Source organism: Shewanella waksmanii (genome assembly GCF_043643685.1).
GTDB classification, from domain to species: domain Bacteria; phylum Pseudomonadota; class Gammaproteobacteria; order Enterobacterales; family Shewanellaceae; genus Shewanella; species Shewanella waksmanii_A.
On sequence record NZ_JBHZSN010000005.1, the window covers coordinates 1 to 24,055 of the forward strand.

The following is a 24,055-nucleotide window of genomic DNA, read 5'->3' on the forward strand; positions in this document are numbered from 1 at the left end:
CCGCTCGACTTGCATGTGTTAGGCCTGCCGCCAGCGTTCAATCTGAGCCATGATCAAACTCTTCAATTAAAGTTTTGTTTGTTCGACTACGTCGAACGACTCAATGAATTCTACTGTTTCTCATTCACTGCGTTCATAAAGAAGCAGTAAACTCGATACTTACATTCTTGTGGAAACAAAAACGTAAGACATATTGCTATGAACACTCACTATTCTCTAGTGAAAGAGCCATTGATTTAATCTTTTTTCGATTAACTCAATACCTGTGAGTGTCCACACAGATTACTTGATAAATTGTTAAAGAGCGTTAGCACATCTCGGTAAGCCCGAGTGGCTAGGGCTGCGTATTCTACGCTTTCCCTTGTTGGCGTCAAGTAGTTTTTTAAACTTTTTTCCGCCGTACTTTTCAGTACCTAACTTTCACTTAACGAAGATAAACTTACTTTAAGTTATCGGCTTAGCGTTGACTGCTTTGCCGTGTCAGTGGGTGCGCATTATAGGGCGTAATTACTTTGGCGCAAGCCCTTTTTTAATAAAATTTGATCTTTTTTAGCTGACTTAATATAGCCACATATTACTCACTAATTACCCCCAAACTTATCCACAATTTTCATTTATCTTGGTTAATTAGCACTCAAAGTCAGGCGTGAGGCAAGATTTCGAAATAGTAAAACAAAAAAGCCACCTGAATTAGGTGGCTTTATATGATGCTGTAATAATACGAATGCTTATGTCAGCTTACCGTGGCATTGCTTGTACTTTTTACCCGAACCACATGGGCACGGATCATTACGTCCGACTTTTTCACCTTCGCGAACCATTGGCTTTTTACTCGCTAATGCTTCTGCTTCTTCAGCACCAACTAATGCTTCTGCTTGAGCATGTTGATAATCGCGACGAATCTTAGCCTCTTCTTGGCGACGACGCTCTTCCATCTCTTCAACATCAGACTGAGCTTGCACTTGAACTTTTGACAATACGCTAATGACATCATGCTTCAATGTTTCTAGCATTTGTTGGAATAGCTCAAAAGACTCACGCTTATATTCCTGCTTAGGATTCTTCTGAGCATAACCGCGCAAGTGGATGCCTTGACGTAAATGATCCATAGCCGCAAGATGCTCCTTCCACAGACCATCTAAAGTTTGTAACATAACGGCTTTCTCAAACTGGCGTAGCACGCCTTCACCGACCATCTCTTCTTTGGCTTTATATGCTTTAACCCACGTATCGATGATACGCTCACGAAGTGTTTCTTCATGAAGATCATCTTCTTTGTCTAGCCATTCTTGAACTGGCATTTTTAAGCCATACTCTTGCTCAAGACGCGTTTCAAGCCCTGCAACATCCCATAGCTCTTCAACAGATTGAGGTGGAATGTATTGACTAACTAGACCATCGACAACATCGGCTTGGATGTTTTCAATGGTATCTTTAATGTCTTCAGCATCCATTAGCTCATTACGCTGGGCATAAACAACCTGGCGCTGATCGTTTGCTACATCATCAAATTCTAGTAACTGCTTACGAATATCAAAGTTACGCGCTTCAACTTTACGCTGTGCATTTTCAATAGCACGTGATACCCACGGATGCTCAATCGCCTCACCTTTTTCCATTCCTAGCTTCTTCATCATTGAAGAAACACGGTCTGAAGCAAAGATACGCATTAAGCTATCTTCCATCGATAGATAGAAACGAGAAGAACCCGCATCACCTTGACGACCTGAACGACCACGTAGCTGGTTATCGATACGGCGAGATTCATGACGCTCTGTGCCAAGAATATGTAGACCACCAGAAGCAACAACTTCATCATGACGCACTTGCCAATCAGCTTTGATCTTGGCTTTTTGTTCGTCAGTTGGGTTGGCGATAGCCGCTATTTCCATCTGCCAGTTACCACCTAGCACAATATCAGTACCACGCCCCGCCATATTGGTTGCAATAGTAACTGCACCACTGCGACCTGCTTGAGCAACGATATCAGCTTCACGCTCATGGAACTTAGCGTTGAGTACTTCATGAGGAATTTTGGCTTTCTTTAGCAAGCTATGCAGTAACTCAGATTGCTCAATCGATACCGTACCGACTAACACTGGTTGACCGCGGTCACGACATTCCAAAATGTCTTTGATAATTGCGTCGTATTTCTCTTCTGCTGTCAAATAAACTAAATCAGCATTGTCCTTACGCACCATTGGGCGGTTTGTAGGAATCACAACCGTATCTAAGCCATAGATATGTTGGAACTCGAATGCTTCTGTATCTGCGGTACCGGTCATACCGGCTAGCTTTTCATACTGACGGAAGAAGTTTTGGAAAGTGATTGACGCTAAAGTTTGGTTCTCATTTTGAATATGAACCCCTTCTTTAGCTTCTACTGCTTGGTGCAAACCTTCAGACCAACGGCGCCCAGGCATAGTACGACCCGTATGTTCATCAACAATGATCACTTCATTGTCTTGAACAATATAGTCAACATCTTTCTCAAATAAAGTGTGTGCACGCAGTGCAGCGTTGACATGATGCAGCAATGAGATATTAGCTGCTGAGTATAGCGAGTCACCTTCAGCAAGCATACCGCGCTCGGTAAGTAAGACTTCAACTTTCTCTTGACCACGTTCGGTCATATGAACTTGCTTACCCTTCTCGTCGATAGAGTAATCGCCGTCACCGATCTCTTCTTCAGTGTCTTCTTTGTCTTGACGAACAAGGTGTGGAATTAAGGTGTTAATCTTAGTGTATAGTTCAGAACTGTCTTCGGCTGCACCCGAAATAATCAGCGGTGTACGAGCTTCATCAATTAAGATCGAGTCAACTTCATCGATTAGAGCATAATGTAATGGGCGCTGCACACGCTCTTGCGGCGAGAAAGCCATGTTATCGCGAAGATAATCGAATCCAAACTCGTTGTTGGTACCGTAGGTAATGTCGGCATTGTAGGCTGCTTTTTTATCACCATGAGCTAGACCGGCGACGTTAATACCTACCGATAACCCAAGAAATTCAAATAATGGTCGATTGTTTTCAGCATCACGGCCAGCAAGATAGTCATTCACCGTGATGACGTGAACACCTTTCCCTGTCAAACCGTTTAGATAAGCTGGCAAAGTTGCAGTTAACGTTTTACCTTCACCGGTTCTCATCTCCGCGATTCGGTTACTATCGAGAACCATACCGCCGATCAACTGCACATCAAAATGACGCATATCAAATACACGCTTTGATGCTTCACGTACGGTGGCAAAAGCTTCAGCCATAATTGAATCGAGTGTTTCACCCTTCTCAAGGCGTTCTCTAAACTCTGCGGTCTTCGCTTTTAACTCATCATCTGATAACTTTTCGTACTCAGCTTCAAGTGCATTAATCTTTTTAACAACCTTACCCAAAGATTTAAGAGTACGGTCGTTTCGACTACCAAATATTTTTGTCAGTAATTTACCAAACATCTGAACCACTTTTTTATGTTGTTGGCCAAGTCCCTGCTAGAGTCTGAAAGCCTAATTTTCAATTAACCTGCCTTGCGGTAGACATATTTTTTCGGGTCAATCTGTTGCCCACCTCGTAACACTTCATAATGCACATGAGGCCCTGTCGAACGACCTGTACTGCCCATTTTAGCGATAGTGTCACCTTTTCCTACAACATCACCCACAGCCACTGACAATGATTTATTATGACCATAACGAGTTCTAAGACCATTACCATGGTCAATTTCAATTAACTCGCCATATCCAAACATCTTTCCAGACCAGGTAACGACGCCACCTGCTGTAGCAATAACATTTGTCCCTTCTTTACCAGCAAAGTCGATACCTTTATGCATCGTTCTTTGCCCTGTGAAAGGATCATTACGTAATCCGTAGTGCGATGATAACCAACCTTTCTCTATGGGTCGTCCAGAGATATAACGCTCGTTATCTATATGGAGATTAGTTGTCACAGTTTCAAGTAGTGAAAGTTGAGCATTGCCATTTTCTATACGAGAAACGAGCTTATCCATATCTTGAATAAGCTGATCGAGTTCAATATTGCTACCCAGTTCACTGAGTCCGCCAACACCAACCTCTGAGGAAAAATCGAATTGATCGTCTAACTTTGCTTTTTTAGCGACTTGTTCACCCAATGCCTCTAAGCGAGTCAATTTCGCTTGCATTTTGGCGACATGAGTAACCAGCATGGCTAATTGCGACTCTGTCGCATCTTTAAGCTCGATAAGCTCATGCTTCTGAGCTTCATTAGCAACTCGCTGACTATCCATACTCTGCTGCTGTTCTCGGAACTGCTTAGCATTGTATTGGTATAAACCTGTACTAGCGGCGATGATTAACGCTGGTAATAGCAACCAACGTTTTCCCGGCTGCCAACGCGTGGCACCATTTCGACCTTGAATAAAAACTGTTACACTCATAGCCTCATTAAGCCATTTTATTATCTTATGAAAAAGCCCCCGCAAGACCTGAGTCAACTGCTGCATCAGCAAGGTACTTTACCTTCTATCGCTGAAAAAGCTGAGTTGTTACTGCATCTAGACAACTATGTAAAACAAACAGTAACAGGTCCTGTAACTGAACAACTTAAAGTTGCCAATCTTCGCCAGGGTATATTAGTAATTGAAACCACTACTGCTGCTTGGGCTGCTCGGATTAACTTCCAAAAAGCCAAAATATTGCAGCAACTACAAGCCGAAACGCTACCCATGCTCTCTGCAATCGAGGTTAAAGTCAACCCAGGTTTGAAAATGTATGAAACAAATGTGAAACCGACACATAACCAGATTACTGAAACTGCTGCCAGTCATATAGAGGCGTTGGCCGAACATGCAGAAGGTTCTTTAGCTATAAAACTAAAACGGCTGGCTGCATTAGCCAGCCGTTCAAGGCAAACAAAAGAGTAACGCTACGCGAACACAGCGCCAGCAGGAACCGAGAAACTGACAGGAACTTCGTCTTCTTTTTCAAAGCTAACTAATTCCCAAGCCTCTTGATTCGCCAACAAAGCACGTACTAATTGGTTATTCAGAGCGTGACCCGTTTTAAATGCAGCAAACTCACCAACTATGGCGTGACCGGCAACATATAAATCACCAAATGCATCAAGTATTTTATGCTTAACAAATTCATCCTCATAACGCAGGCCATCGGGGTTGAGGACGCGATATTCGTCAAGTACAACAGCATTTTCCATGCTGCCACCTAATGCGAGATTATTCGCTCTAAGATATTCGATGTCACGCATAAAACCGAAAGTACGAGCACGGCTGATGTCGCGCACAAACGCTGAAGTAGAGAAATCCATCACCATATGTTGCTGGCTTCTCGCTATCTCAGGATGGTTAAACTCAATGGCAAAATCGACTTTAAAACCTTGGAAAGGTCTCAACTCTGCCCACTTGTCACCATCTTCTACACGAATCGTTTGTTTAATCTTTAAGTACTTTTTAGCGGCTGCTTGATCTTGGATGCCAACAGATTGTAATAAAAACACCCATGGACTAGCACTGCCATCCATAATGGGGATTTCTGCGGCATCAACTTCGATAATGGCATTATCGATACCCAAACCTGCAAGCGCGGCAAATAAGTGCTCAATCGTTGAGATACGCACACCTTCATCATTTACAAGTGCCGTACACATTGTGGTTTCACGAACTAACTCTGCTTTCGCTTCTATTTCGACAGCAGGCGTTAAATCGGTGCGCACAAGTACGATCCCTGTATTAACTGGCGCGGGTTTGATACTCAAAGTCACCTTATCGCCGGAGTGCAATCCGACACCGGTGGTTTTTACCATTTCTTTAACAGTTCTTTGAAAAATCATTAAGTTACCCGTTATATCTAAACAAAAAAGCGCATTCTTTATATCCAATTAATTGGACACAAAGGCGTGGCTGGTCGGATATGCTACCATATCTTTGCAAATTCACCAAAGTTTAGCTACCTAATCACTACGCGAGTCAGTATTTAGCGATCACTCGCTATTAACACCACTAACAATCGATTAGTCAGCTTGCTTACGTAAAAATGCTGGAATATCCAAATAATCTAATTCATTTTTTGCCGCTGGCGTTGCCGATGGTGTTGGTGTCGCAGCTGCAGCAGCTTGCTGAGCAACTGGTACCACATTCCCGTTAGCTAGAGGTTGCGGCACAATCTCTTCACTCGCAGGCTCAACACGCACCTCAGTTGCCACTGTTGGTTCAGGACGTGCAACTGGCTTAGACACTAACTGAATATCTGGTTTCTTTTCAGCGCCAATACCGGTTGCCACAACAGTAACACGTAACTCATCTGACATTTCTGGGTCGATAACCGCACCCACAACAACGGTTGCATTATCTGAAGCGTAAGCTTTAACGTGGTTACCCACAGTTTCAAACTCTTCGATACTCATGTCCATGCCAGCGGTAATATTAACCAATACGCCACGCGCACCAGCAAGATCAATATCTTCTAGTAATGGGCTAGCTACAGCAGCTTCAGCGGCTTCTTCAGCACGATCTTCACCACTAGCAACCCCCGTACCCATCATGGCATTACCCATTTCTGACATCACAGTTTTAACGTCTGCAAAGTCAACGTTAATAAGGCCAGGGCGAGTGATCAGCTCTGCAATACCTTGCACAGCACCTAACAATACATTATTGGCAGCAGCAAAAGCATCAAGTAACGAGGTACCACGGCCGAGTACTTTAAGTAGCTTTTCATTTGGAATGGTGATCAGTGAATCAACATGCTTAGCTAGCATCTCAATTCCTTGATCGGCAAATGTCATGCGCTTTTTGCCTTCAAAAGGGAATGGCTTAGTCACAACAGCAACTGTCAAAATCCCTTCTTCACGGGCAATCTCTGCAACAACAGGTGCAGCACCAGTACCAGTACCACCGCCCATACCAGCAGCGATAAAGATCATATCAGAACCTTTAATCGCGCTACGGATGTTTTCTTTATCTTCTTCGGCAGCTAATCGACCAATCTCTGGATTGGCACCAGCACCTAACCCCTTAGTCACATCGCGACCAAGCTGGATTGTCGTACCTGCTGCTGACTTACGTAATGCCTGTGCATCCGTATTGGTTGCAACAAACTCCACACCTTCAATATTGTGCTTGACCATATGCTCTACAGCATTGCCACCACCGCCACCGACACCGATGACTTTAATCACCGCCTCATCAGTATGACTGTCCATGATCTCAAACATGGTAATTTCTCCGTTTTTGCCTGCGTTATATTTTAAAACTCACCTTTAAACCAGCTTTGAACCCGATTCCAAAGACTGGTAACCCCTTGGCGCTCTGGGCGTTCAAACTGGCGTTCAATCACCCGGCGTGCACCATAATGCAGTAACCCAACTCCGGTAGAGTAGATGGGTTGCTGTACATATTCGTATAATCCTTTCACCGGCAGCGGCTCTGCGACTCGCACAGGCATACCAAATGTCGCCTCTGCGATATCAACAGCACCTTCAATAGACGCCGTGCCACCGGTTAATACTATTCCTGCTGCAACTTGGTCATCCAAGCCACATTCTTGCAATTCTTTTAAAACCAGCTCAAACAACTCTTGGTAGCGCGGCTCAACCACTTCTGCCAATGTGTGCCTAGACATGGTTCGTGACGGACGACCGCCAACTGAAGGCACTTCAATACTGTCTTCACGGCTCACCATCGCGCTGCGAGCACTGGCATATTGCACTTTGATTTGCTCTGCATGAGATAACGGTGTGCGGAAAATCTTGGCAATATCGCTGGTAACCTGATTACCCGCCACCGGCACGACAGCACAATGACGTAGCGCACCATTGGTATAGATGGTGATGTCTGTGGTACCACCGCCCATATCAACTAAACACACACCAAGGTCTTTCTCATCATCAGTTAATACTGAGTCTGCTGATGCAATGGCTGAAAACACTAGGTCATCCACTTTCAGACCACAGCGCTCCACACTTTTGGTGATATTTTTCGCCATATCGTTGGCGCAAGTCACAATATGTACTTTGGCTTCCATACGCATACCGGACATGCCAATTGGGCTGCGAATCCCATCTTGTACATCAATGGCATATTCTTGCGGTAATACGTGCAAGATACGGCGCTCTGTAGGAATCTTTACCGAACGTGCCGTATGAATGACATTATCGACATCCTCTTGGGTCACTTCTTCGTCATTAATAGAGACCATGCCATTTTCATTCTGGCATTCAATATGCTTGCCTGAGATACCCAAATAGACTGATGAAACTTGGCAGTCAGCCATGAGCTCAGCCTGATCAAGCGCCCGTTGAACACTGCGCACAATCGAATCAAGATCGTTAACACCGCCTTTATCCATCCCTCTTGAGGGGTGATTTCCGAGACCTACAATACTGATCTCACCATCGGGCAGCACTTCACCAATGATCACTGCCACTTTAGATGTTCCAATGTCTAATCCAACGATCAGATTTCTATCTTGATTCTTGGTCATTAATTAACGGCTCTCTTTTTGTGCTTCATCCCAGCCTACGGCCAAGCCAGTGTCATAGCGAAGGTCCACTCTCGCTATCGGTTTATTTTGCTGCGCAAGTGTCGGATACACGTTAATAAACCGCTGTATCCTCGCCATCTTATCCTCGCGCCCCAATTCCAGTTTTACGCCGGAATCTAAGGTTGCATGCCACGCGTGCCTTGGGCTTAAACCCAGACTTACTAACTGAAAACCATTAATGCTCAATAACTCACTGACCTGCTGGTAAGCGGTCAAAACAGCATGAGACTGATCTTCAGGTCCTGCCAAATTCGGTAATGCTTCCACCATCTCTTGAGGCGGTGCATCAAATACTTGTCCTTGTACATTCAACCAAGCATCCCCATTCCAATGGGCCGCGGCTTGCTGCTCAACTAAATACACTTTCAATTTAGCGGGCCACTCTCGTCTTACCGATGCTTGATAAACCCAAGGCAACGCTTCTAATGCGTCTTGAACTTGGTTCACATCTGCAGAGAAAAAGCTTCGCTGCATAAGACTTTGCAACGCATCTTGTATCTCTTTGTCAGTGGTAAACTGCCGCTCGCCTTGTATCGCAACCGTTTCAATGGGCAGTGCATCTGCATCATTGAGTAAGATGTTGAGTTTCCATGCGCTCATGGCTAACCCTATCAACACAAGAAAAAGAAAAATAAGCCCAAAACACAGGTACCAATCGACCTGTGCCAGCTTACCGTGCCATCTTTCTCTAACGTCACTCCAGGACACCTTAGTACGCCTTACCTTTTTGTATATTTTTCAACCACTAATTTCTAAATCAATCTTCAGAAAATCGCTCATTATAGCGAGCATTACCTAAGGGTCAAAACCTAGCCAATCACCCGCTGGTCAATGGTTTAAAAAACAACCTAACTGACCATTAAAATCCCAATTTACACTGGGCTAATCGCTTACTAATACTACCAATATTGCCAGCCCCTTGAGTGATAAGCAGATCACCATCTTGCAGTACATCAGCCAATACCATATCCAGTTGTTGAGCATCTGAAACAAAAATGGGTTCCAGTTGCCCTCTTTGCCTAATTGAACGGCACAGTGCACGACTATCGGCGCCTGGCACTGGCGCTTCACCAGCGGCATAAACGTCAAGCAAAAGCAGACAATCAACTTGGCTTAACACCTCAACAAAATCTTCGTATAAATCACGGGTACGACTATAACGGTGTGGCTGATAAATCATAACCAAACGATTATCTGGCCAGCCGGCTCTTGCTGCTTTAATCGTGGCTGCAACCTCACTTGGGTGATGACCATAATCATCAACCAGCATCACCTCACCATTGGCCGTTTGGTATTTACCTAATTGCTCAAATCGACGTCCAATACCTTGGAACTCAGCCAGTGCGGTTACAATCGCTTCATCCTCAATATCATCTTCAGTGGCAACGGCAATCGCGGCTAGCGCATTGAGCACATTGTGCTGTCCAGGTAAATTCACCTCTAAATGTAGGTCTGGCAAGTTTTCACGGCGAACAGTAAAGCGCGAAGCATAACCTTGCTGCACAAAATTCAAGGCCTGCACATCGGCATCGTCACTAAAGCCATAGGTGACAATCTTACGGCCTATTTGTGGCAATATTTCACGCACAACAGGATCATCGATGCAGGCAACTGCCACACCGTAAAACGGTAGGTTGTGCAAAAAGTCGATAAAGGTAGACTTCAACTTTTCAAAGTCACCTTCATAGGTGTCCATATGATCGGCTTCAATATTGGTGATCACACTCACCATAGGTTGCAAGTGCAAAAAGCTCGCATCACTTTCATCAGCTTCTGCAATCAAATAACGACTATTGCCTAAACGCGCATTGGTACCAGCACTATTTAACAGGCCACCAATAACAAAAGTCGGGTCTCGCTCAGCTTGACCATACACGCTAGCAATCAAACTGGTTGTCGTGGTTTTACCGTGGGTACCGGCAACCGCTACCCCATGTCGATAGCGCATCAACTCAGCTAACATTTCTGCGCGACGTACAATCGGAATACGCGCTTCTTTAGCGGCAATAATTTCAGGGTTGTCGGCATCAATGGCTGTTGACACCACCACCACATCTACACCTGCTACTTGTTCAGCCTTATGACCAATGTGTACCGATACACCAATTGCTGCTAGACGCTGGGTCACCGCGTTTTCTGCTATATCAGATCCGCTGAGTTTATAACCTTCATTCACCAATACTTCGGCAATACCGCCCATACCCGCTCCACCGATGCCGATGAAGTAGATATGTTTCACCCGACGCATTTCGGGAATAATTGTGCGTAGCTGAGCATACTTTTCAGCGTTCTGACTCATGTTAACCTTTCTCACTTAATTCGATGCATACATCTGCAACCTGTTTGGTTGCATCGACAATCGCAACACTCTTTGAGCGCTCGCCCATCGACAACATAGCTTGGCGGTCCGATGCCAAAATCTGTAATTTACTCACTAATTTATCTCTGTCGACCACGGGCTGTGGCAGCAAAAATGCGCCCCCCGCCTCGACCAAAACTTGGGCATTTTGGGTTTGATGATCATCTACCGCATGGGGGTAGGGTACCAATAAGCTCGGCAGGCCAACTGCGGCAAGCTCAGATACAGTTAACGCCCCTGCTCGACATAAAACCACATCCGCCCATTGATAAGCGGCCTGCATATCATCAATAAATTCTGCGACTTTCACGCTACCACTTTGTCCCAGCTGTTGATATTCGGCCTCAACGGCAGCCAAATTGCCTTTACCCACCTGATGCCACACAGTCATTGAGTTTGACTTACTCACTTCGGCCAACACTGACGGCATTAAGTCATTAAATACCTTGGCACCTAAGCTACCACCCACAACCAATACTTTTAATGCATCTTCCTCTTCTGTTTGGCGCGGCTTTTGCCCTAGGGCGATAAGCTCTTGTCTAATGGGGTTACCAACAACGTCGGCCGCCACTTTGTCAAAGGTATTTTCAAATGCACATAACACCTTAGATGCGATTTTCGACAACAGTTTGTTGGTCATTCCTGGTATAGCGTTTTGTTCATGCAATACCAAAGGAATGCCACTCAACCTTGCTGCAACGCCACCAGGGCCACTGGCAAAGCCCCCCATGCCTAAAACTACGTCAGGCTTAAACTCGTTAATCACTTCTTTTGCCTGCACAATAGAACGCAGGATTTTAAATGGCGCCGCTAACTTTCTTATTAATCCGTTGCCTCTTACGCCTTTAATATCGATAAAATCGATATCAAAGCCATGTTGAGGAACCAAACGCGCTTCCATCCGCTCAGCTGTGCCTAACCAACGCACCTGCCAACCTTGTTGGCTGAGGTATTTAGCCACTGCAAGCGCCGGGAACACATGTCCTCCCGTACCACCCGCCATGACTAAAATCCGCTTGCTTGTGCTCATTAACTTTTTTTCCTTTGCACCGCCTGAGTGAGACTCAAGCGACGCTCATAATCAATTCGTATTAACAGCATCGCCGCTGCAGTCATGACCCATAAACTACTGCCGCCATAACTGATAAAAGGCAGAGTTAGTCCTTTGGTGGGCAACACCCCAATACTGGCACCCACATTAACTACGGTCTGGAAACAGATCCAAATACCAATGCCATAGGCTAAGTAGCCTTCAAAGGGTTTATCGATGCTCAAGCAGGCATTACCTAATTTAATCGCGCGTAACACGATAAACATCAACACAGCTAAAACGGCCACAATTCCGACAAAACCGAGCTCTTCACCAATAACTGCAAAAATGAAATCGGTATGAGCTTCAGGCAAATACTCAAGTTTCTGGATACTGTTGCCCAACCCTTGGCCAAACCAATCACCTCGTCCATAGGCCATCAAGGATTGGGTCAGCTGATATCCGGTGCCAAATGGGTCGCGCCAAGGATCCAAAAACGAAGTTACCCTTGCCATACGGTATTCAGCGGTCATCACCAGTGCGACAAATGCCCCAATACCAGTCAATATAAGCGCGAAAAAGTCCAACAATCTCGCCCCAGCTAAAAACAACAAACCCACTGTTCCAACAAACAGTACGACAACGGTACCCAGATCTGGTTGCATCAAGATTAAAAATGCATACACCGCAAATACCGCAATGGGTTTATAAAACCCTTTCGCATTTTCCCTAATTTCCTGATGGCGACGAACGAGATAGCCTGCCATATAAATTGCAAACGCGAACTTCGCTAATTCAGCCACTTGGATACGAATAGGCCCAACGCTTAACCAACGCGTAGAGCCGTTAACCGAGGTACCCACCAGCAATACCAACACCAACATGATGCCCACGATTAACAACAAAATCGGGCTAAACTGTTGCCAGCGTTCCATCTCGATGCGCAACACCACTGCGGCAATCATCACGCAACCCACTAAATAAGCCACATGACGCCACACAAAATGATATGGGTTACCAGTTAGGCTTTGAGCTTCAGGCATCGACGCCGACATCACCATCACAAAACCAAAACAGATCAACCCCATTACAGCAAACAACAAGGCTCTGTCATACAACTGAATGCCCGGCGCTTCTCTATCGCTAAATATATTTAGCGATGACCAGTTGAAGCCACTGCTAAACAGATTGAGCTGCTTTTCAGCGCTACTCATGGTCCACCACTAGCTCAGCAACTAACTGTTTAAAGTCATCACCTCTTGCCATAAAGTTGCTGTACATATCTAAACTGGCACATGCTGGAGATAACAACACTAAATCACCCGGCTCAGCCAACTGTGCAGCTTGTGCTACCGCTTGTTGCATGGTTTCAACCGTGATACTACCTTCAACAAGCTCGGCTATCGCTGGGCCATCTTTACCCAAAGTAATCAGCTGACTGATCCGCTGCAGTGGCCGAGCTAAAGGTGAAAAGTCCGCCCCTTTACCATCACCACCAGCAATTAAAATAATGCCACCTTGATGAGCTGATAAGCCTTCAATTGCCGCAACGGTTGCACCAACATTGGTAGCCTTTGAGTCATTCACATACGCCACGTCATTAACAACAGACACTAGCTCACAACGATGCTGCAGCCCTTTAAATTGTTTAGCAACACTGACCATGGCTTGTTTTTCAACCCCTGCCGCAAAAGCCAACGCCATTGCGGCAAGTAAATTGGCATGGTTATGACGACCAACAAGGCTAACTTCATTCACCTCAACAATTTGCTGCTCGCCATGAACCAACGCTCCTTCGCTCATGCCCCAATCATCACCTGCCGGGACACCTAAACCAAAGCTGGTTTGATTCATCGGTTCGTTTGGCAAGGTCAGTTGGTCATCGCGATTAAATACAGCCAATTTACTTTGCTCATATAGTGAGAGCTTAGCTTGACGATATGCCGCTAAGTCTGCATAGCGGTCCATATGATCTTCGCTAATATTCAAACAGGTTGCCGCGATACAATTTAAGCTATGGGTCGTTTCTAACTGAAAACTTGAAAGCTCTAACACATACAAATCTGCATCCGCAGCCAACAAATCTAAAACTGGCACACCGATATTACCGCCCATGGCATAATTGATGCCTTGAGCTGCAGCCATTTCAGCCACTAAAGTCGTTACCGTCGACTTACCATTTGAGCCAGTAATAGCAATCACTTTGGCACTGCTTTGCTGTAACGCTCGCGCAAATAATTCCACGTCGCCAATGACATCAATTTCCATATCAATGGCAGCTTTGATTTCGGGCGTATCTATCGCGATGCCAGGACTAACAATAATCTGCTGAGCTTGCACCAAATAACGGCAATCAAATCCACCGGTGATCAAAGCAACGGTAGGAAAGTCGCGTTCAAGTTCAGCTTGACCTGGCGGCTCAGAGCGACTGTCCATAACCAAAGGCGTGACCCCTTGGGCAGACAAATAACGCACAACGGAAAGCCCTGTGGCTCCCAATCCTAATACAATGTGCGAATGTCTTGCTTCCATGAATAATTACCTTAACTTCAGCGTGGCTAGGCCAAGCAATACAAGGAACAAAGAGATAATCCAGAATCGCACAATTACCCGCGGCTCTGGCCAGCCTTTTAACTCATAGTGGTGATGAATTGGCGCCATTCTAAAGATGCGTTGGCCGCGTAATTTGTATGAGCCGACTTGCAAAATAACGGACACTGTTTCCATTACAAACACACCGCCCATGATGACCAACAAAATCTCTTGGCGGACGAGCACCGCCATCGCACCAAGTGCAGCCCCTAATGACAACGAGCCGACATCGCCCATAAACACTTGTGCGGGATAGGTGTTAAACCACAAAAAGCCTAAGCCTGCACCAACAATGGCAGTGCACACAATCACTAGCTCACCGGCACCAGGCAGATAAGGGATATGCAAATAATTCGAGAACTGCGCATGCCCTGACAAGTAAGCAATAAGCGCAAATGCTGCCGCAACCATAACTGTTGGCATCACCGCCAGACCATCAAGTCCATCGGTTAGGTTCACCGCATTACTCGAACCAACAATAGTGAAATAGGCCAATACAATATAAAAGGCACCAAGCTGAGGCATGACATCCTTTAAAAACGGCACAACTAACTGGGTTTCACCGGCATGCTGAGCTGAAGCATATAAGTAAAATGCAATTGCCAGTGCTGCCAATGATTGCAAGATGTACTTCCAACGAGCGATCAAACCTTTAGTGTCTTTACGTACCACTTTGCGATAATCGTCGATAAAGCCAATCAAACCAAAAGCGGCTAACACAAACAGCATTACCCAAACATAGCGGCTGCCAAGATCGCCCCAAAGCAGCACGCTAATAAAGATCCCAGCTAAAATAAGTAACCCACCCATCGTCGGCGTGCCACGTTTACTAAAGTGTGACTCTGGGCCATCGTTACGAACAACTTGACCAATTTGCAGTAGTTGCAATCGCTCAATCATTTTAGGCCCCCACCACAAACTAAACATAAGTGCGGTTAATAGCCCTAAAATGGCTCGAAATGTTAAATAGGAAAAGACGTTAAACCCAGAATAAAATTGGGTTAGGTATTCCGCCAGGTAAACCAGCATTACAACAACTCCCTGCGCTCAAAAGCGTTTACTAAAGCTTCAACTACTCGCTCCATTTTGGCGCTTCGTGAACCTTTGACTAATATGGTTACCTTGCCCGATAACCCATTTATGTATTCGACTAGCTCGGCAATTAACTGGTTAAAATCACTATGGTGAACACCACCAAAAGCCTCTGCGCTATGACGACTTAGCTCACCGAGGCAAAACAGCATATCAATGCCTTTGGCTTTTGCCATTTCACCCAGTTGACCGTGCAAAAGGGCCGCATTGTCGCCTAATTCACCGAGATCGCCCAGCACTAAACACCGATTTGCCTCAATTTCTTGAAGCCAGTCAATCGCTGCGCCAACTGAAGCAGGGTTGGCATTGTAGCTATCATCAATAATTGTCAGTCTTCCCAACACCTTAGGCGTCATTCGCCCTTTGACGGGTTGTAAAGAACTCAAACCGCTTACAATTTGTTCGACTGAAATACCGAGCGCTAAACAGATAGCGCTGGCTGCAAGCGCATTGTGCACTTGATGTTTACCGGATAATGGCAGCACCACGGGATAACTTTGCCCTAAATAGATCAGCTGAAACTGATAACGCCCCTGACTATCATGTTGTAATTGCTTAGCGACAAGGTCTGCACTTCCCACTATGGAATAACTCAATTGTTTATAGTTAGCGGCGGCTTGTCGCATAAATTCGGCATAGTCATCATCGGCATTAATAATCGCAGTACCATCTGGTTGCAGATGATTGAAAATCTCCGATTTTGCTTGTGCCACACCATCTAATGAACCAAAGCCTTCAAGGTGGGCAGAAGCGACATTATTCACCAGCGCGACATTTGGGCGAACCAGCGAGGACGTATAATCAATCTCACCAATATGATTGGCACCTAATTCGAATACGCCAAATTCATGTTGCGGCTGTAACCTTAACAGGGTTAGCGGCACACCAATTTCGTTATTGAAGTTGCCAGCGGTATAAAGCACCTTGTGCTGCTGCGACAAAATAGTCGCCACCATCTCTTTCACGCTGGTTTTGCCATTTGACCCCGTCAAAGCAACGCTAATAGGTGCCACTCTAGCTTTAACAACAGAGCCTATCTCACCCATGGCTTTTTGGGTGTCGGTAACTAGCAATTGCGGAACGTCCACAGGCAATGCTTTGCTAACCAACAAAGCCACTGCGCCATTTTCAACGGCAACATTTGCAAAATCATGGCCATCGAAACGCTCACCGATAAGCGCCACAAATAATGTGCGATGCTCCATCACTCGGCTATCGCTGGACAAACTATCTATAGTGGTATCTTCACCAATTAATTGCGCACCCAATCTGGCCGTTAATTCAGACAATGTCATCGGAATCATACTGCAGTCCCCGCTAATTCAGCGGCTAACGCACGCTCATCATAATGGCGTTTCACACCAGCGATCTCTTGATACGTTTCATGGCCCTTACCCGCCAACAAAATAATGTCACCTGGTTGTGCTTGCTTCACTGTTTGCCTTATTGCTTGCTCACGTTCGATTTCAGTAATGGCGTTTGCAGGTTGAGATAGCCCGGCGAGAATGTCATCAATAATTAAACGAGGGTTTTCACTGCGTGCGTTATCGCTAGTTACCACTAGCTTGTCTGCAAACTGCTCAGCAGCTTGTGCCATTAAGGGCCGCTTGCCTTTATCTCTATCGCCACCACAGCCAAATACGCACCAAAGCTTGCCATGGCAATGGCCGCGAAGGGCCTGCAATGCATGGGCAATCGCATCGGGAGTATGGGCATAATCCACCACCAAAGTGACATCCTCAGAAGTGGTAAAACGCTCCATTCTGCCTGCAACAGGTTTCAGCGTTGAGGCTGCCTCAATGAGGTTTTGCATAGGGTAACCACAAAAATAAAGTGCACTAATCGCCGCCAACAAATTACTTAAATTAAAATCACCAAGTAGCGGTGATGCTAATGTCGCTCGCCCCTGTGGCCAAACAATCTCAGCAGTGACTCCTCGGGCATGAGCATGAACATCACAGGCATAAATGGTCGCACGAGGGTCGGCCTTAATCGAAAAGCCATGAAGTTTATCTAATGCTGCATCAAACCAGTTTGAACCGGTTGCATCGTCTAAGTTAACAACGCCATATTGCAACGAATTAAACTGAAAAAGGCTTTGCTTGGCATCAGCATAACTTTGCATGGTGCCGTGAAAGTCGAGATGATCTCGACTTAAATTGGTAAAAACAGCGACATCAAACGGTACTGCGGCGATTCGCCCTTGAACAAGACCATGGCTAGACACTTCCATGGCGCATATATCAGCGCCCTGATGTTGAAATGACTGCAACTGCTGCATCACAGTAATGGCATCAGCAGTCGTGTTGCCGCTGTCAATTAACTGTCCCCATAAGCCGTTGCCTAATGTGCCCATCACTGCGGGGTTAGCTTGCAGTGCTAAAGACAACTGAGCAATGATTTGTGTCACTGAGGTCTTGCCATTGGTGCCCGTCACCCCAACAAGATGTAAACGAGCTTGAGGTAATGGGTATGCTTGAGATGCCAGTGCAGAAAGCTGACGATTAAGCTGGAAAAAATAAATTTGTAACCCATTGTCTCGGCTAACTTTGCCATGCTCTTCTGGCTGATCAGTGTGGCGTAATATTGCAATCGCGCCATTGTCCATTGCTGACTGAATATAGTCTCTACCATCAACTTGATAACCTGGTACTGCAATAAACAGGTCGCCTGCGGTTATAGCGCGACTATCAATAGTAATATTGCTAAAAGTCTCAGCCCCGGCATAATGAAACCAAGGGGCTAGCAAATCGCTCACTAACATCATTCGCTGCTCCTTGTTGTGGCCGCTAAGCGGACTTTTTCAGTGGTAGAAATGGGCTCCACATTCAGCATCTGCAACGCACCAGACATCACCTTGGCAAAAACCGGCGCAGCGACATCGCCGCCGTAGTAGCGATCACCTTTAGGCTCATTCACTACCACTGCAATGGCTAATTGCGGATTATGTACTGGCGCAACACCAGCAAATAACGCCACGTAATCTTCACCGTATCCACCAGCGACAGCTTTTCTTGACGTACCGGTTTTACCCGCAACTGGATAGCCTGGAATATGCGCTTTACGCGCGGTTCCGCCTTTTTCTGTCACTCCCACCAGCATCTTCATGACATTTCGTGCCACTTCTGGAGAAATAACTTGTTCACCTTGTGGTTGCTGTTTTAGCTTTAAAATAGAGACCGGATACAACACACCCTCACTGCCCAAGGTGGCGTACATTCTGGCTAACTGTAGGGTCGTCGCCGTCAAACCATAGCCGAAAGATAATGTCGCCCGTTCAAACTCAGACCAGCGATTACGACCTGAGACGATACCGGCGCTTTCGCCCGTCAATTCAATGCCCGAATAATTACCAAGCCCCATAGAAGCATAAGTACCTAAAAGCTGCTGCACTGGCATCGACAAGGCCAATTTACTGATGCCGACGTTACTTGATTTGACCAGAATTTTACCCAGCGACATATCGCCATAGTTTCTTGAGTCGCGCACCTGACGACCACCGATGCGCATCCAGCCCGGTGAAGTTGGAATATATTCATCAGCTTCAACGGTGCCAGCTTCCAATGCCGCAGCGACCACAAATGGCTTAATCGTAGAACCAGGCTCAAAAGTATCGGTAATAGCGCGGTTACGCATACGATAGCTTTGTAGATTTTCACGGGAATTAGGGTTATATGAAGGCGTATTGGCCATCGCCAACACTTCACCGGTATGAACATCAATTACCACAATCGATGCAGAAGTGGCCTGATTGATTTGAGTAGTTTTCAATAACTCTCGATATGCCAACTGTTGAATACGCTGATCAATACTTAATACCAAATCATTGGGGCTTTCCCCCTCTTGAACTATGTCTAAACGTTCAACAACATGGCCGTCGCGAGATTTTCTGACTTTCTGCTTACTGGCTGTACCCGTTAACCAACTATTGTAGGTATTTTCGATCCCTTCAATACCCATATCATCAATGTTAGTGATACCAACTAATTGGGCAGAAATTTCACTCGTTGGGTAGTACCGGCGCGACTCATCCTTTAAATAAATACCAGGCAAGCGTAATTGCTTAATATAATCTGCAACCGCAGGGGTGACTTGACGTTTCAAATAGGTAAAGCGTCGCTCAGGATTAGATTGCACCCGATTAAGGATCTTATCTTTAGGCTCATGCAGTACATCTGCCAATGCTTGCCAGCGGCGCATATCCTTAAAGCCATCATCGCGATATACCACCATGGGGTCTGCATACACCGCTTTAACAGGCACACTCACTGCCAGCATTTCACCGTTACGATCAGTAATAAGGCCGCGCTGCACCTCACGGCTAGTGGTACGCAACGTACGCATATCACTTTCATGGCGGAGCTTTTCTGGTTCAACAATTTGAATATAAGCCGCACGGCACACTAAGCCTGTAAACAAAGCGCACACGAACGCAACCACGACGTATAGCCGCCATTGGATCAGTTGTGGTTTCTGCTTGCGCTTCGCCTGCTTCGTCATTGTATTCTTACCACCACTTCTTCGTTTGGAAGTGGTCGACTCATTTGTAATTCTTTGGTTGCAATCCGAGTAATTCGACTATGCTCGGATTGTGATTGTTCTTCGAGTAGCAAATTGCGCCACTCAATATCTAACTTATCGCGCTCTTGTAATAGCTGGTCCCATTGACTGGTATAGTTTCGAGCAACATGGCTGGTATAAACCACACCAACACCATTAATCATCACCACAGCAGCTAATAACAAAATCCATTTGTGATGCCACAAGTCGAGCAGCACTATGCGAGTGAGATTTAGCTTTGGTGTACTCATGCAGCCCTCCTTTATGCTTGTCCATACCCACTTGTATTAACGAAAAGCGCTAGTTCGCTAATCGCTCCGCTACCCGTAATACCGAACTACGGGAACGAGGATTTTGCTCAATTTCTTCAGCCGATGGCTTAATCGCTTTACCAATCCCTTTCAACAACCGCGTTTTGTTTAACTCCGCCTCGGTGATTGGCAACCCATGGGGGACACTTTCACCTTGACTGTGGCGGCGAATAAAACGCTTCACCATGCGATCTTCTAATGAATGGAAGCTAATCACCGACAAACGACCGTGTGGTGCCAATGCCGTTAGTGCCCCTTCTAGCGCAGAATCAATCTGCTCAAGCTCACTGTTGATATAAATACGTATTGCCTGAAAGACGCGAGTGGCTGGGTGCTTATTACGCTCTTTACTTTTACTGATACGGGCGATTAAATCGGCTAACTCTTTCGTCCTTAAAAACGGGGTTTTATCGCGATCTGCTGCAATACATCTTGCGATATGACGGGCGTTTTTCTCTTCACCATAGGTCTTAAAAACCCATGCCATATCTTCAATTTCTGCGCGTGCTAACCACTGCGCCGCCGTTTCACCTTGTGAATTGTCCATGCGCATGTCCAATGGACCATCACGCAAAAAACTAAAACCGCGTTCGGCATCATCTAATTGCGGCGACGACACGCCAAAATCAAATAAAATGCCATCAATTTTGCCACTTAACTGTAAATCAGCCACGTATTCAGCTAATTGACCAAAGCCACCGTGGACGATAGAAAATCTGCCATCATCGCTAAACTGTTCTGCCGCTTTGATCGCTTGTGGATCGCGGTCAATGGCGATTAGTCGCCCTTTATCACCTAGGCGCTGTAAAATTTGACGCGAATGGCCACCACGTCCAAAGGTGCCATCAATGTAGATGCCATCTGGACGGATATTAAGTCCATCAACTGTTTCGGTTAACAATACCGATAAGTGTTCAAATGATTGCGTCATTACTCTCTTCTATTCATCTAATATGCTGAATCAGCATTTACAGCGAAAAATCAGCTAAACGTTCACTTTCGGTAAACGCGTCACTTTGAATTGTTTCACGGCTAGCAGCTATCTGTTGCTGCCAAGCAGCCTCATCCCACAATTCAAACTTATTTAATTGGCCCACCAGCATGGCGTGTTTGTCCAAATTGGCATATTGCCGTAATGGCGGTGGTAACAATAAGCGGCCATTTTTGTCCAACTCACATTCATGGGCATACCCTAGAAGCAATCGTTTCATTGCTCGTTCAGAAGGCTGGGTATCGGATAGTCGCAACAATTTGGCTTCAACTTCACGCCACGAAGCTAAGGGATACAGCAGTAAACAGTCTGCTTGGAAATCTACCGTGATGACTAACTGGCTGTTAAAATCGGCGTGCAGCGGCTCTCGGTATCGCTTCGGAATAGCGATCCGTCCTTTAGTATCAAGGTTTAAAGCACTTGCCCCACGAAACACGTTAGCCCATCCAATTTTTTGTCGTTAGATCCACAAATATCCACAATTTCCCACTATTGCTAAGTTTAGAGATACAAGACAACCCTTGTCAAGGAATCAAATTAATCAAAAACCAGTATCCAAGCGGGTTGGAAGGCGATTTATTAAAGTGGATAAAAATCCCTAAAAGTGGGATCAAAGTGGATCTTTTCCCCTAAAAAGTTGAAAAAACAGACAATAGAAGGGCTTGAAGTGGATTGAACATATGAAAAGGTGGCGTTAACAACATCTAAAAGCAGTGATAAAACACCGTTATTACGCAAGATTAAAATACGTTAACCCTTGAGTAAATTACTCGCATCTGTACCCTTAAACCAATAAAACATTTTATTAACAACATTTTTTCTCGCGGTGACTCAATGACCTTTAGCGTAAAAGCCCGACGATTACATCGTCTATTGGCCCTATTTATTGGGTTACAAATGATGATTTGGCTGCTGTCTGGCTGCTATATGGTATTAATGAATATTGATTACATCAGGGGCAATCAATTGACCCAACCTTTAACCAGCACTTTGCCGATAAGTGATATCACCATCAACCCGGCTGAGCTTGCTGTACTTTACCCTGACCATAGTGAGTTGCAGTTGTATATGACCGCATTAGGCCCGCGCTATAAACTGACATTCGATAACGAGCAGCTAATCGTATCGGCGAGCGATGCCAAGATTCTACCCAAATTAACCCAAGCGGAGGCGGAGGTTATTGCTAAATCCTCCTATGCTGGGCAGAAAGCGTGGCTCAGTAGCCATTACATTGAAGATAAGCCACCGAGCGAATTGTCGCCGCGCTGGCTACCTGTATGGCAGATCAACTTTGGCACTGACAGCCTCTATGTCAGCGCCACCACCGCAGAGGTTGTGACTAAGCGACATGACTATTGGCGTCTGTTTGACGTGATGTGGATGCTGCATATTATGGACTACCAGCACAGAGAAAATATTCATAATTGGCTACTCACCTTGGCAGCCTCACTGGCAAGCTTAATGGCGTTCACAGGTATTTTGCTTACCTATAACCGTTTTCGCCCCGTCAGGGAGTCAAAACGATGAAGCTATTTCAATGGAAAAAGCTGCATAGCTACTTAGCGTTATTCATTGGTCTGCAATTGCTGCTGTGGATCCTATCTGGGTTGGCACTCAACCTCATCGATAGTGACTACTTTGATGCCAACATCATGCGAGAAAAATCGACATTAGTGCGCGATAATACCATCGCCATCGCATCACTTGAGCGTATCGAACAGCTGGGACTCGGGCAGATATCGCAACTTTCACTATCACATATTTTAACTCGACCAAGCTATCAACTGACCACTCCCACGCAAACCATAACCTTATGGGCTGATACCTTAACGCCAGTTACATTGTCCAGCCAACAACTCTATGCCATTGCCAACAACAGTTATTCTGGCGCACCTATTACTAGCGGGCTATCACAGGCCAACCATCTAGCAAACAAGTACAGCACCAGTGCGCCTGTTTACCAAGTGCAAACTGCTGATGCCCATGACACCCGTATCATTATTGATGGTCATAATGGCCAAGTATTAGCCCACGTCAATCGACGCGCGACCATCAAGCAATGGTTATTAATGGTGCATTTCATGGATTACTTGCCTGACAATGGCCTCAGTTTTAATCACATCGTGATAAAAGTTTTCGCACTCGCCGCTTGTTTACTCGGTATTAGCGGCAGTTTTACATTAATAAGCCAACTGCGGCAGCGCCACCAACCTAAGCCAGGTGCCAGTCACTTTAGGCTACTCGATTTACAAGACAAGCCATTGGACAATATTCACCTTGGCAAAGGGAGTATTCTTGATAACCTCAATACGCCGAAGCCAAGACTTATTACCCAGTGTGGTGGCGGAGGTAGCTGCGGTATGTGCCGAGTGAAAATCCATCACAATCCACCGGCTGCGACTGAATTTGACCTCAATAAGCTTTCTGCTGAACAAATTGCAGCGGGAATCAGACTGGCTTGCCAACACGCAAGTATCTCAGGCGATATTTCACTAACCACCAAAAGCCAACTGCGTGCTTATGTAAAATCAGCATAAAGTCTGACTAAATATTAACCATTTAGTGCCGATATAATAAGTAACAAGG

Annotated in this window: 20 protein-coding genes and 1 rRNA gene; 3 read left to right on the forward strand and 18 right to left on the reverse strand. The window is 45.6% G+C overall.

From position 1 onward, the window contains the following. From ACHUFW_RS08715 to ACHUFW_RS08725, 3 genes are all read right to left on the reverse strand, one after another. A 16S ribosomal RNA gene (locus ACHUFW_RS08715) occupies nucleotides 1-69 on the reverse strand; the annotation flags it as partial. A gap of 659 nt (nucleotides 70-728) precedes the next feature. Continuing rightward, nucleotides 729-3,452 carry a preprotein translocase subunit SecA gene (gene secA / locus ACHUFW_RS08720; RefSeq protein WP_394202276.1) on the reverse strand — a complete coding sequence of 908 codons (2,724 nt, stop codon included), beginning with the start codon at nucleotides 3,450-3,452 and terminating at the stop codon, nucleotides 729-731. A 62-nt stretch (nucleotides 3,453-3,514) separates the two neighbouring features. Further along, on the reverse strand, nucleotides 3,515-4,414 hold the full coding sequence (locus ACHUFW_RS08725) for a M23 family metallopeptidase (RefSeq protein ID WP_394202278.1): 900 nt from the start codon (nucleotides 4,412-4,414) through the stop codon (nucleotides 3,515-3,517). Nucleotides 4,415-4,441: 27 nt separating this feature from the next. On the opposite strand from ACHUFW_RS08725, the gene ACHUFW_RS08730 reads away from it, so the two are divergent. Beyond that, complete coding sequence (locus ACHUFW_RS08730) at nucleotides 4,442-4,900, forward strand: DUF721 domain-containing protein (RefSeq protein ID WP_394202881.1); 459 nt, start codon at nucleotides 4,442-4,444, stop codon at nucleotides 4,898-4,900. Between the two features lie 2 nt (nucleotides 4,901-4,902). Here ACHUFW_RS08730 and lpxC read toward each other — a convergent pair whose 3' ends face one another. From lpxC to mraZ, 15 genes are all read right to left on the reverse strand, one after another. Continuing rightward, on the reverse strand, nucleotides 4,903-5,823 hold the full coding sequence (lpxC, locus tag ACHUFW_RS08735) for a UDP-3-O-acyl-N-acetylglucosamine deacetylase (RefSeq protein WP_394202280.1): 921 nt from the start codon (nucleotides 5,821-5,823) through the stop codon (nucleotides 4,903-4,905). Nucleotides 5,824-6,003: 180 nt separating this feature from the next. After that, nucleotides 6,004-7,206 (reverse strand): cell division protein FtsZ, encoded by a 1,203-nt coding sequence (gene ftsZ / locus ACHUFW_RS08740; protein ID WP_394202282.1) that lies wholly within the window; start codon nucleotides 7,204-7,206, stop codon nucleotides 6,004-6,006. A 32-nt stretch (nucleotides 7,207-7,238) separates the two neighbouring features. Continuing rightward, nucleotides 7,239-8,474: a cell division protein FtsA gene (ftsA, locus tag ACHUFW_RS08745; RefSeq protein ID WP_394202284.1), complete on the reverse strand. Its 1,236-nt coding sequence runs from the start codon at nucleotides 8,472-8,474 to the stop codon at nucleotides 7,239-7,241. A 3-nt stretch (nucleotides 8,475-8,477) separates the two neighbouring features. After that, nucleotides 8,478-9,134, reverse strand: coding sequence for a cell division protein FtsQ/DivIB (locus tag ACHUFW_RS08750; RefSeq protein WP_394202286.1), 657 nt, complete (start codon nucleotides 9,132-9,134; stop codon nucleotides 8,478-8,480). Nucleotides 9,135-9,393: 259 nt separating this feature from the next. After that, on the reverse strand, nucleotides 9,394-10,833 hold the full coding sequence (gene murC, locus ACHUFW_RS08755) for a UDP-N-acetylmuramate--L-alanine ligase (protein WP_394202288.1): 1,440 nt from the start codon (nucleotides 10,831-10,833) through the stop codon (nucleotides 9,394-9,396). A 1-nt stretch (nucleotide 10,834) separates the two neighbouring features. After that, the gene (murG, locus tag ACHUFW_RS08760) at nucleotides 10,835-11,923 is read right to left on the reverse strand and encodes an undecaprenyldiphospho-muramoylpentapeptide beta-N-acetylglucosaminyltransferase (RefSeq protein WP_394202289.1); all 1,089 of its coding nucleotides are present in this window, start codon (nucleotides 11,921-11,923) and stop codon (nucleotides 10,835-10,837) included. Next, a complete protein-coding gene (gene ftsW / locus ACHUFW_RS08765) occupies nucleotides 11,923-13,137 on the reverse strand; it encodes a cell division protein FtsW (RefSeq protein ID WP_394202291.1) in 1,215 nt (404 codons plus the stop codon). Before ftsW ends, murG begins: the two co-directional genes overlap by 1 nt. After that, nucleotides 13,130-14,455, reverse strand: a complete 1,326-nt coding sequence (gene murD / locus ACHUFW_RS08770) for a UDP-N-acetylmuramoyl-L-alanine--D-glutamate ligase (protein ID WP_394202292.1) — start codon at nucleotides 14,453-14,455, stop codon at nucleotides 13,130-13,132. Before murD ends, ftsW begins: the two co-directional genes overlap by 8 nt. Before the next feature lie 6 nt (nucleotides 14,456-14,461). Next, nucleotides 14,462-15,544 (reverse strand): phospho-N-acetylmuramoyl-pentapeptide-transferase, encoded by a 1,083-nt coding sequence (gene mraY, locus ACHUFW_RS08775; protein ID WP_394202293.1) that lies wholly within the window; start codon nucleotides 15,542-15,544, stop codon nucleotides 14,462-14,464. Further along, on the reverse strand, nucleotides 15,544-16,911 hold the full coding sequence (locus ACHUFW_RS08780; protein WP_394202294.1) for a UDP-N-acetylmuramoyl-tripeptide--D-alanyl-D-alanine ligase: 1,368 nt from the start codon (nucleotides 16,909-16,911) through the stop codon (nucleotides 15,544-15,546). The genes mraY and ACHUFW_RS08780 overlap by 1 nt, the downstream gene beginning before the upstream one ends. Continuing rightward, complete coding sequence (gene murE / locus ACHUFW_RS08785) at nucleotides 16,908-18,374, reverse strand: UDP-N-acetylmuramoyl-L-alanyl-D-glutamate--2,6-diaminopimelate ligase (RefSeq protein WP_394202295.1); 1,467 nt, start codon at nucleotides 18,372-18,374, stop codon at nucleotides 16,908-16,910. Before murE ends, ACHUFW_RS08780 begins: the two co-directional genes overlap by 4 nt. Beyond that, the gene (locus ACHUFW_RS08790; RefSeq protein ID WP_394202297.1) at nucleotides 18,371-20,107 is read right to left on the reverse strand and encodes a peptidoglycan D,D-transpeptidase FtsI family protein; all 1,737 of its coding nucleotides are present in this window, start codon (nucleotides 20,105-20,107) and stop codon (nucleotides 18,371-18,373) included. The genes murE and ACHUFW_RS08790 overlap by 4 nt, the downstream gene beginning before the upstream one ends. Then, nucleotides 20,104-20,418 (reverse strand): cell division protein FtsL, encoded by a 315-nt coding sequence (gene ftsL, locus ACHUFW_RS08795; protein WP_394202298.1) that lies wholly within the window; start codon nucleotides 20,416-20,418, stop codon nucleotides 20,104-20,106. The genes ACHUFW_RS08790 and ftsL overlap by 4 nt, the downstream gene beginning before the upstream one ends. A gap of 49 nt (nucleotides 20,419-20,467) precedes the next feature. Further along, nucleotides 20,468-21,409 (reverse strand): 16S rRNA (cytosine(1402)-N(4))-methyltransferase RsmH, encoded by a 942-nt coding sequence (rsmH, locus tag ACHUFW_RS08800; protein ID WP_394202300.1) that lies wholly within the window; start codon nucleotides 21,407-21,409, stop codon nucleotides 20,468-20,470. Nucleotides 21,410-21,446: 37 nt separating this feature from the next. Beyond that, nucleotides 21,447-21,905 carry a division/cell wall cluster transcriptional repressor MraZ gene (mraZ, locus tag ACHUFW_RS08805; RefSeq protein ID WP_394202302.1) on the reverse strand — a complete coding sequence of 153 codons (459 nt, stop codon included), beginning with the start codon at nucleotides 21,903-21,905 and terminating at the stop codon, nucleotides 21,447-21,449. 398 nt (nucleotides 21,906-22,303) lie between these two features. Between mraZ and ACHUFW_RS08810 the strand changes: the two genes are divergently transcribed. Then, complete coding sequence (locus tag ACHUFW_RS08810) at nucleotides 22,304-22,996, forward strand: PepSY domain-containing protein (protein WP_394202304.1); 693 nt, start codon at nucleotides 22,304-22,306, stop codon at nucleotides 22,994-22,996. Further along, entirely contained in the window at nucleotides 22,993-24,006 is a 1,014-nt protein-coding gene (locus tag ACHUFW_RS08815; protein WP_394202305.1) for a 2Fe-2S iron-sulfur cluster-binding protein, read from the forward strand. The genes ACHUFW_RS08810 and ACHUFW_RS08815 overlap by 4 nt, the downstream gene beginning before the upstream one ends. Nucleotides 24,007-24,055: the final 49 nt, after the last annotated feature.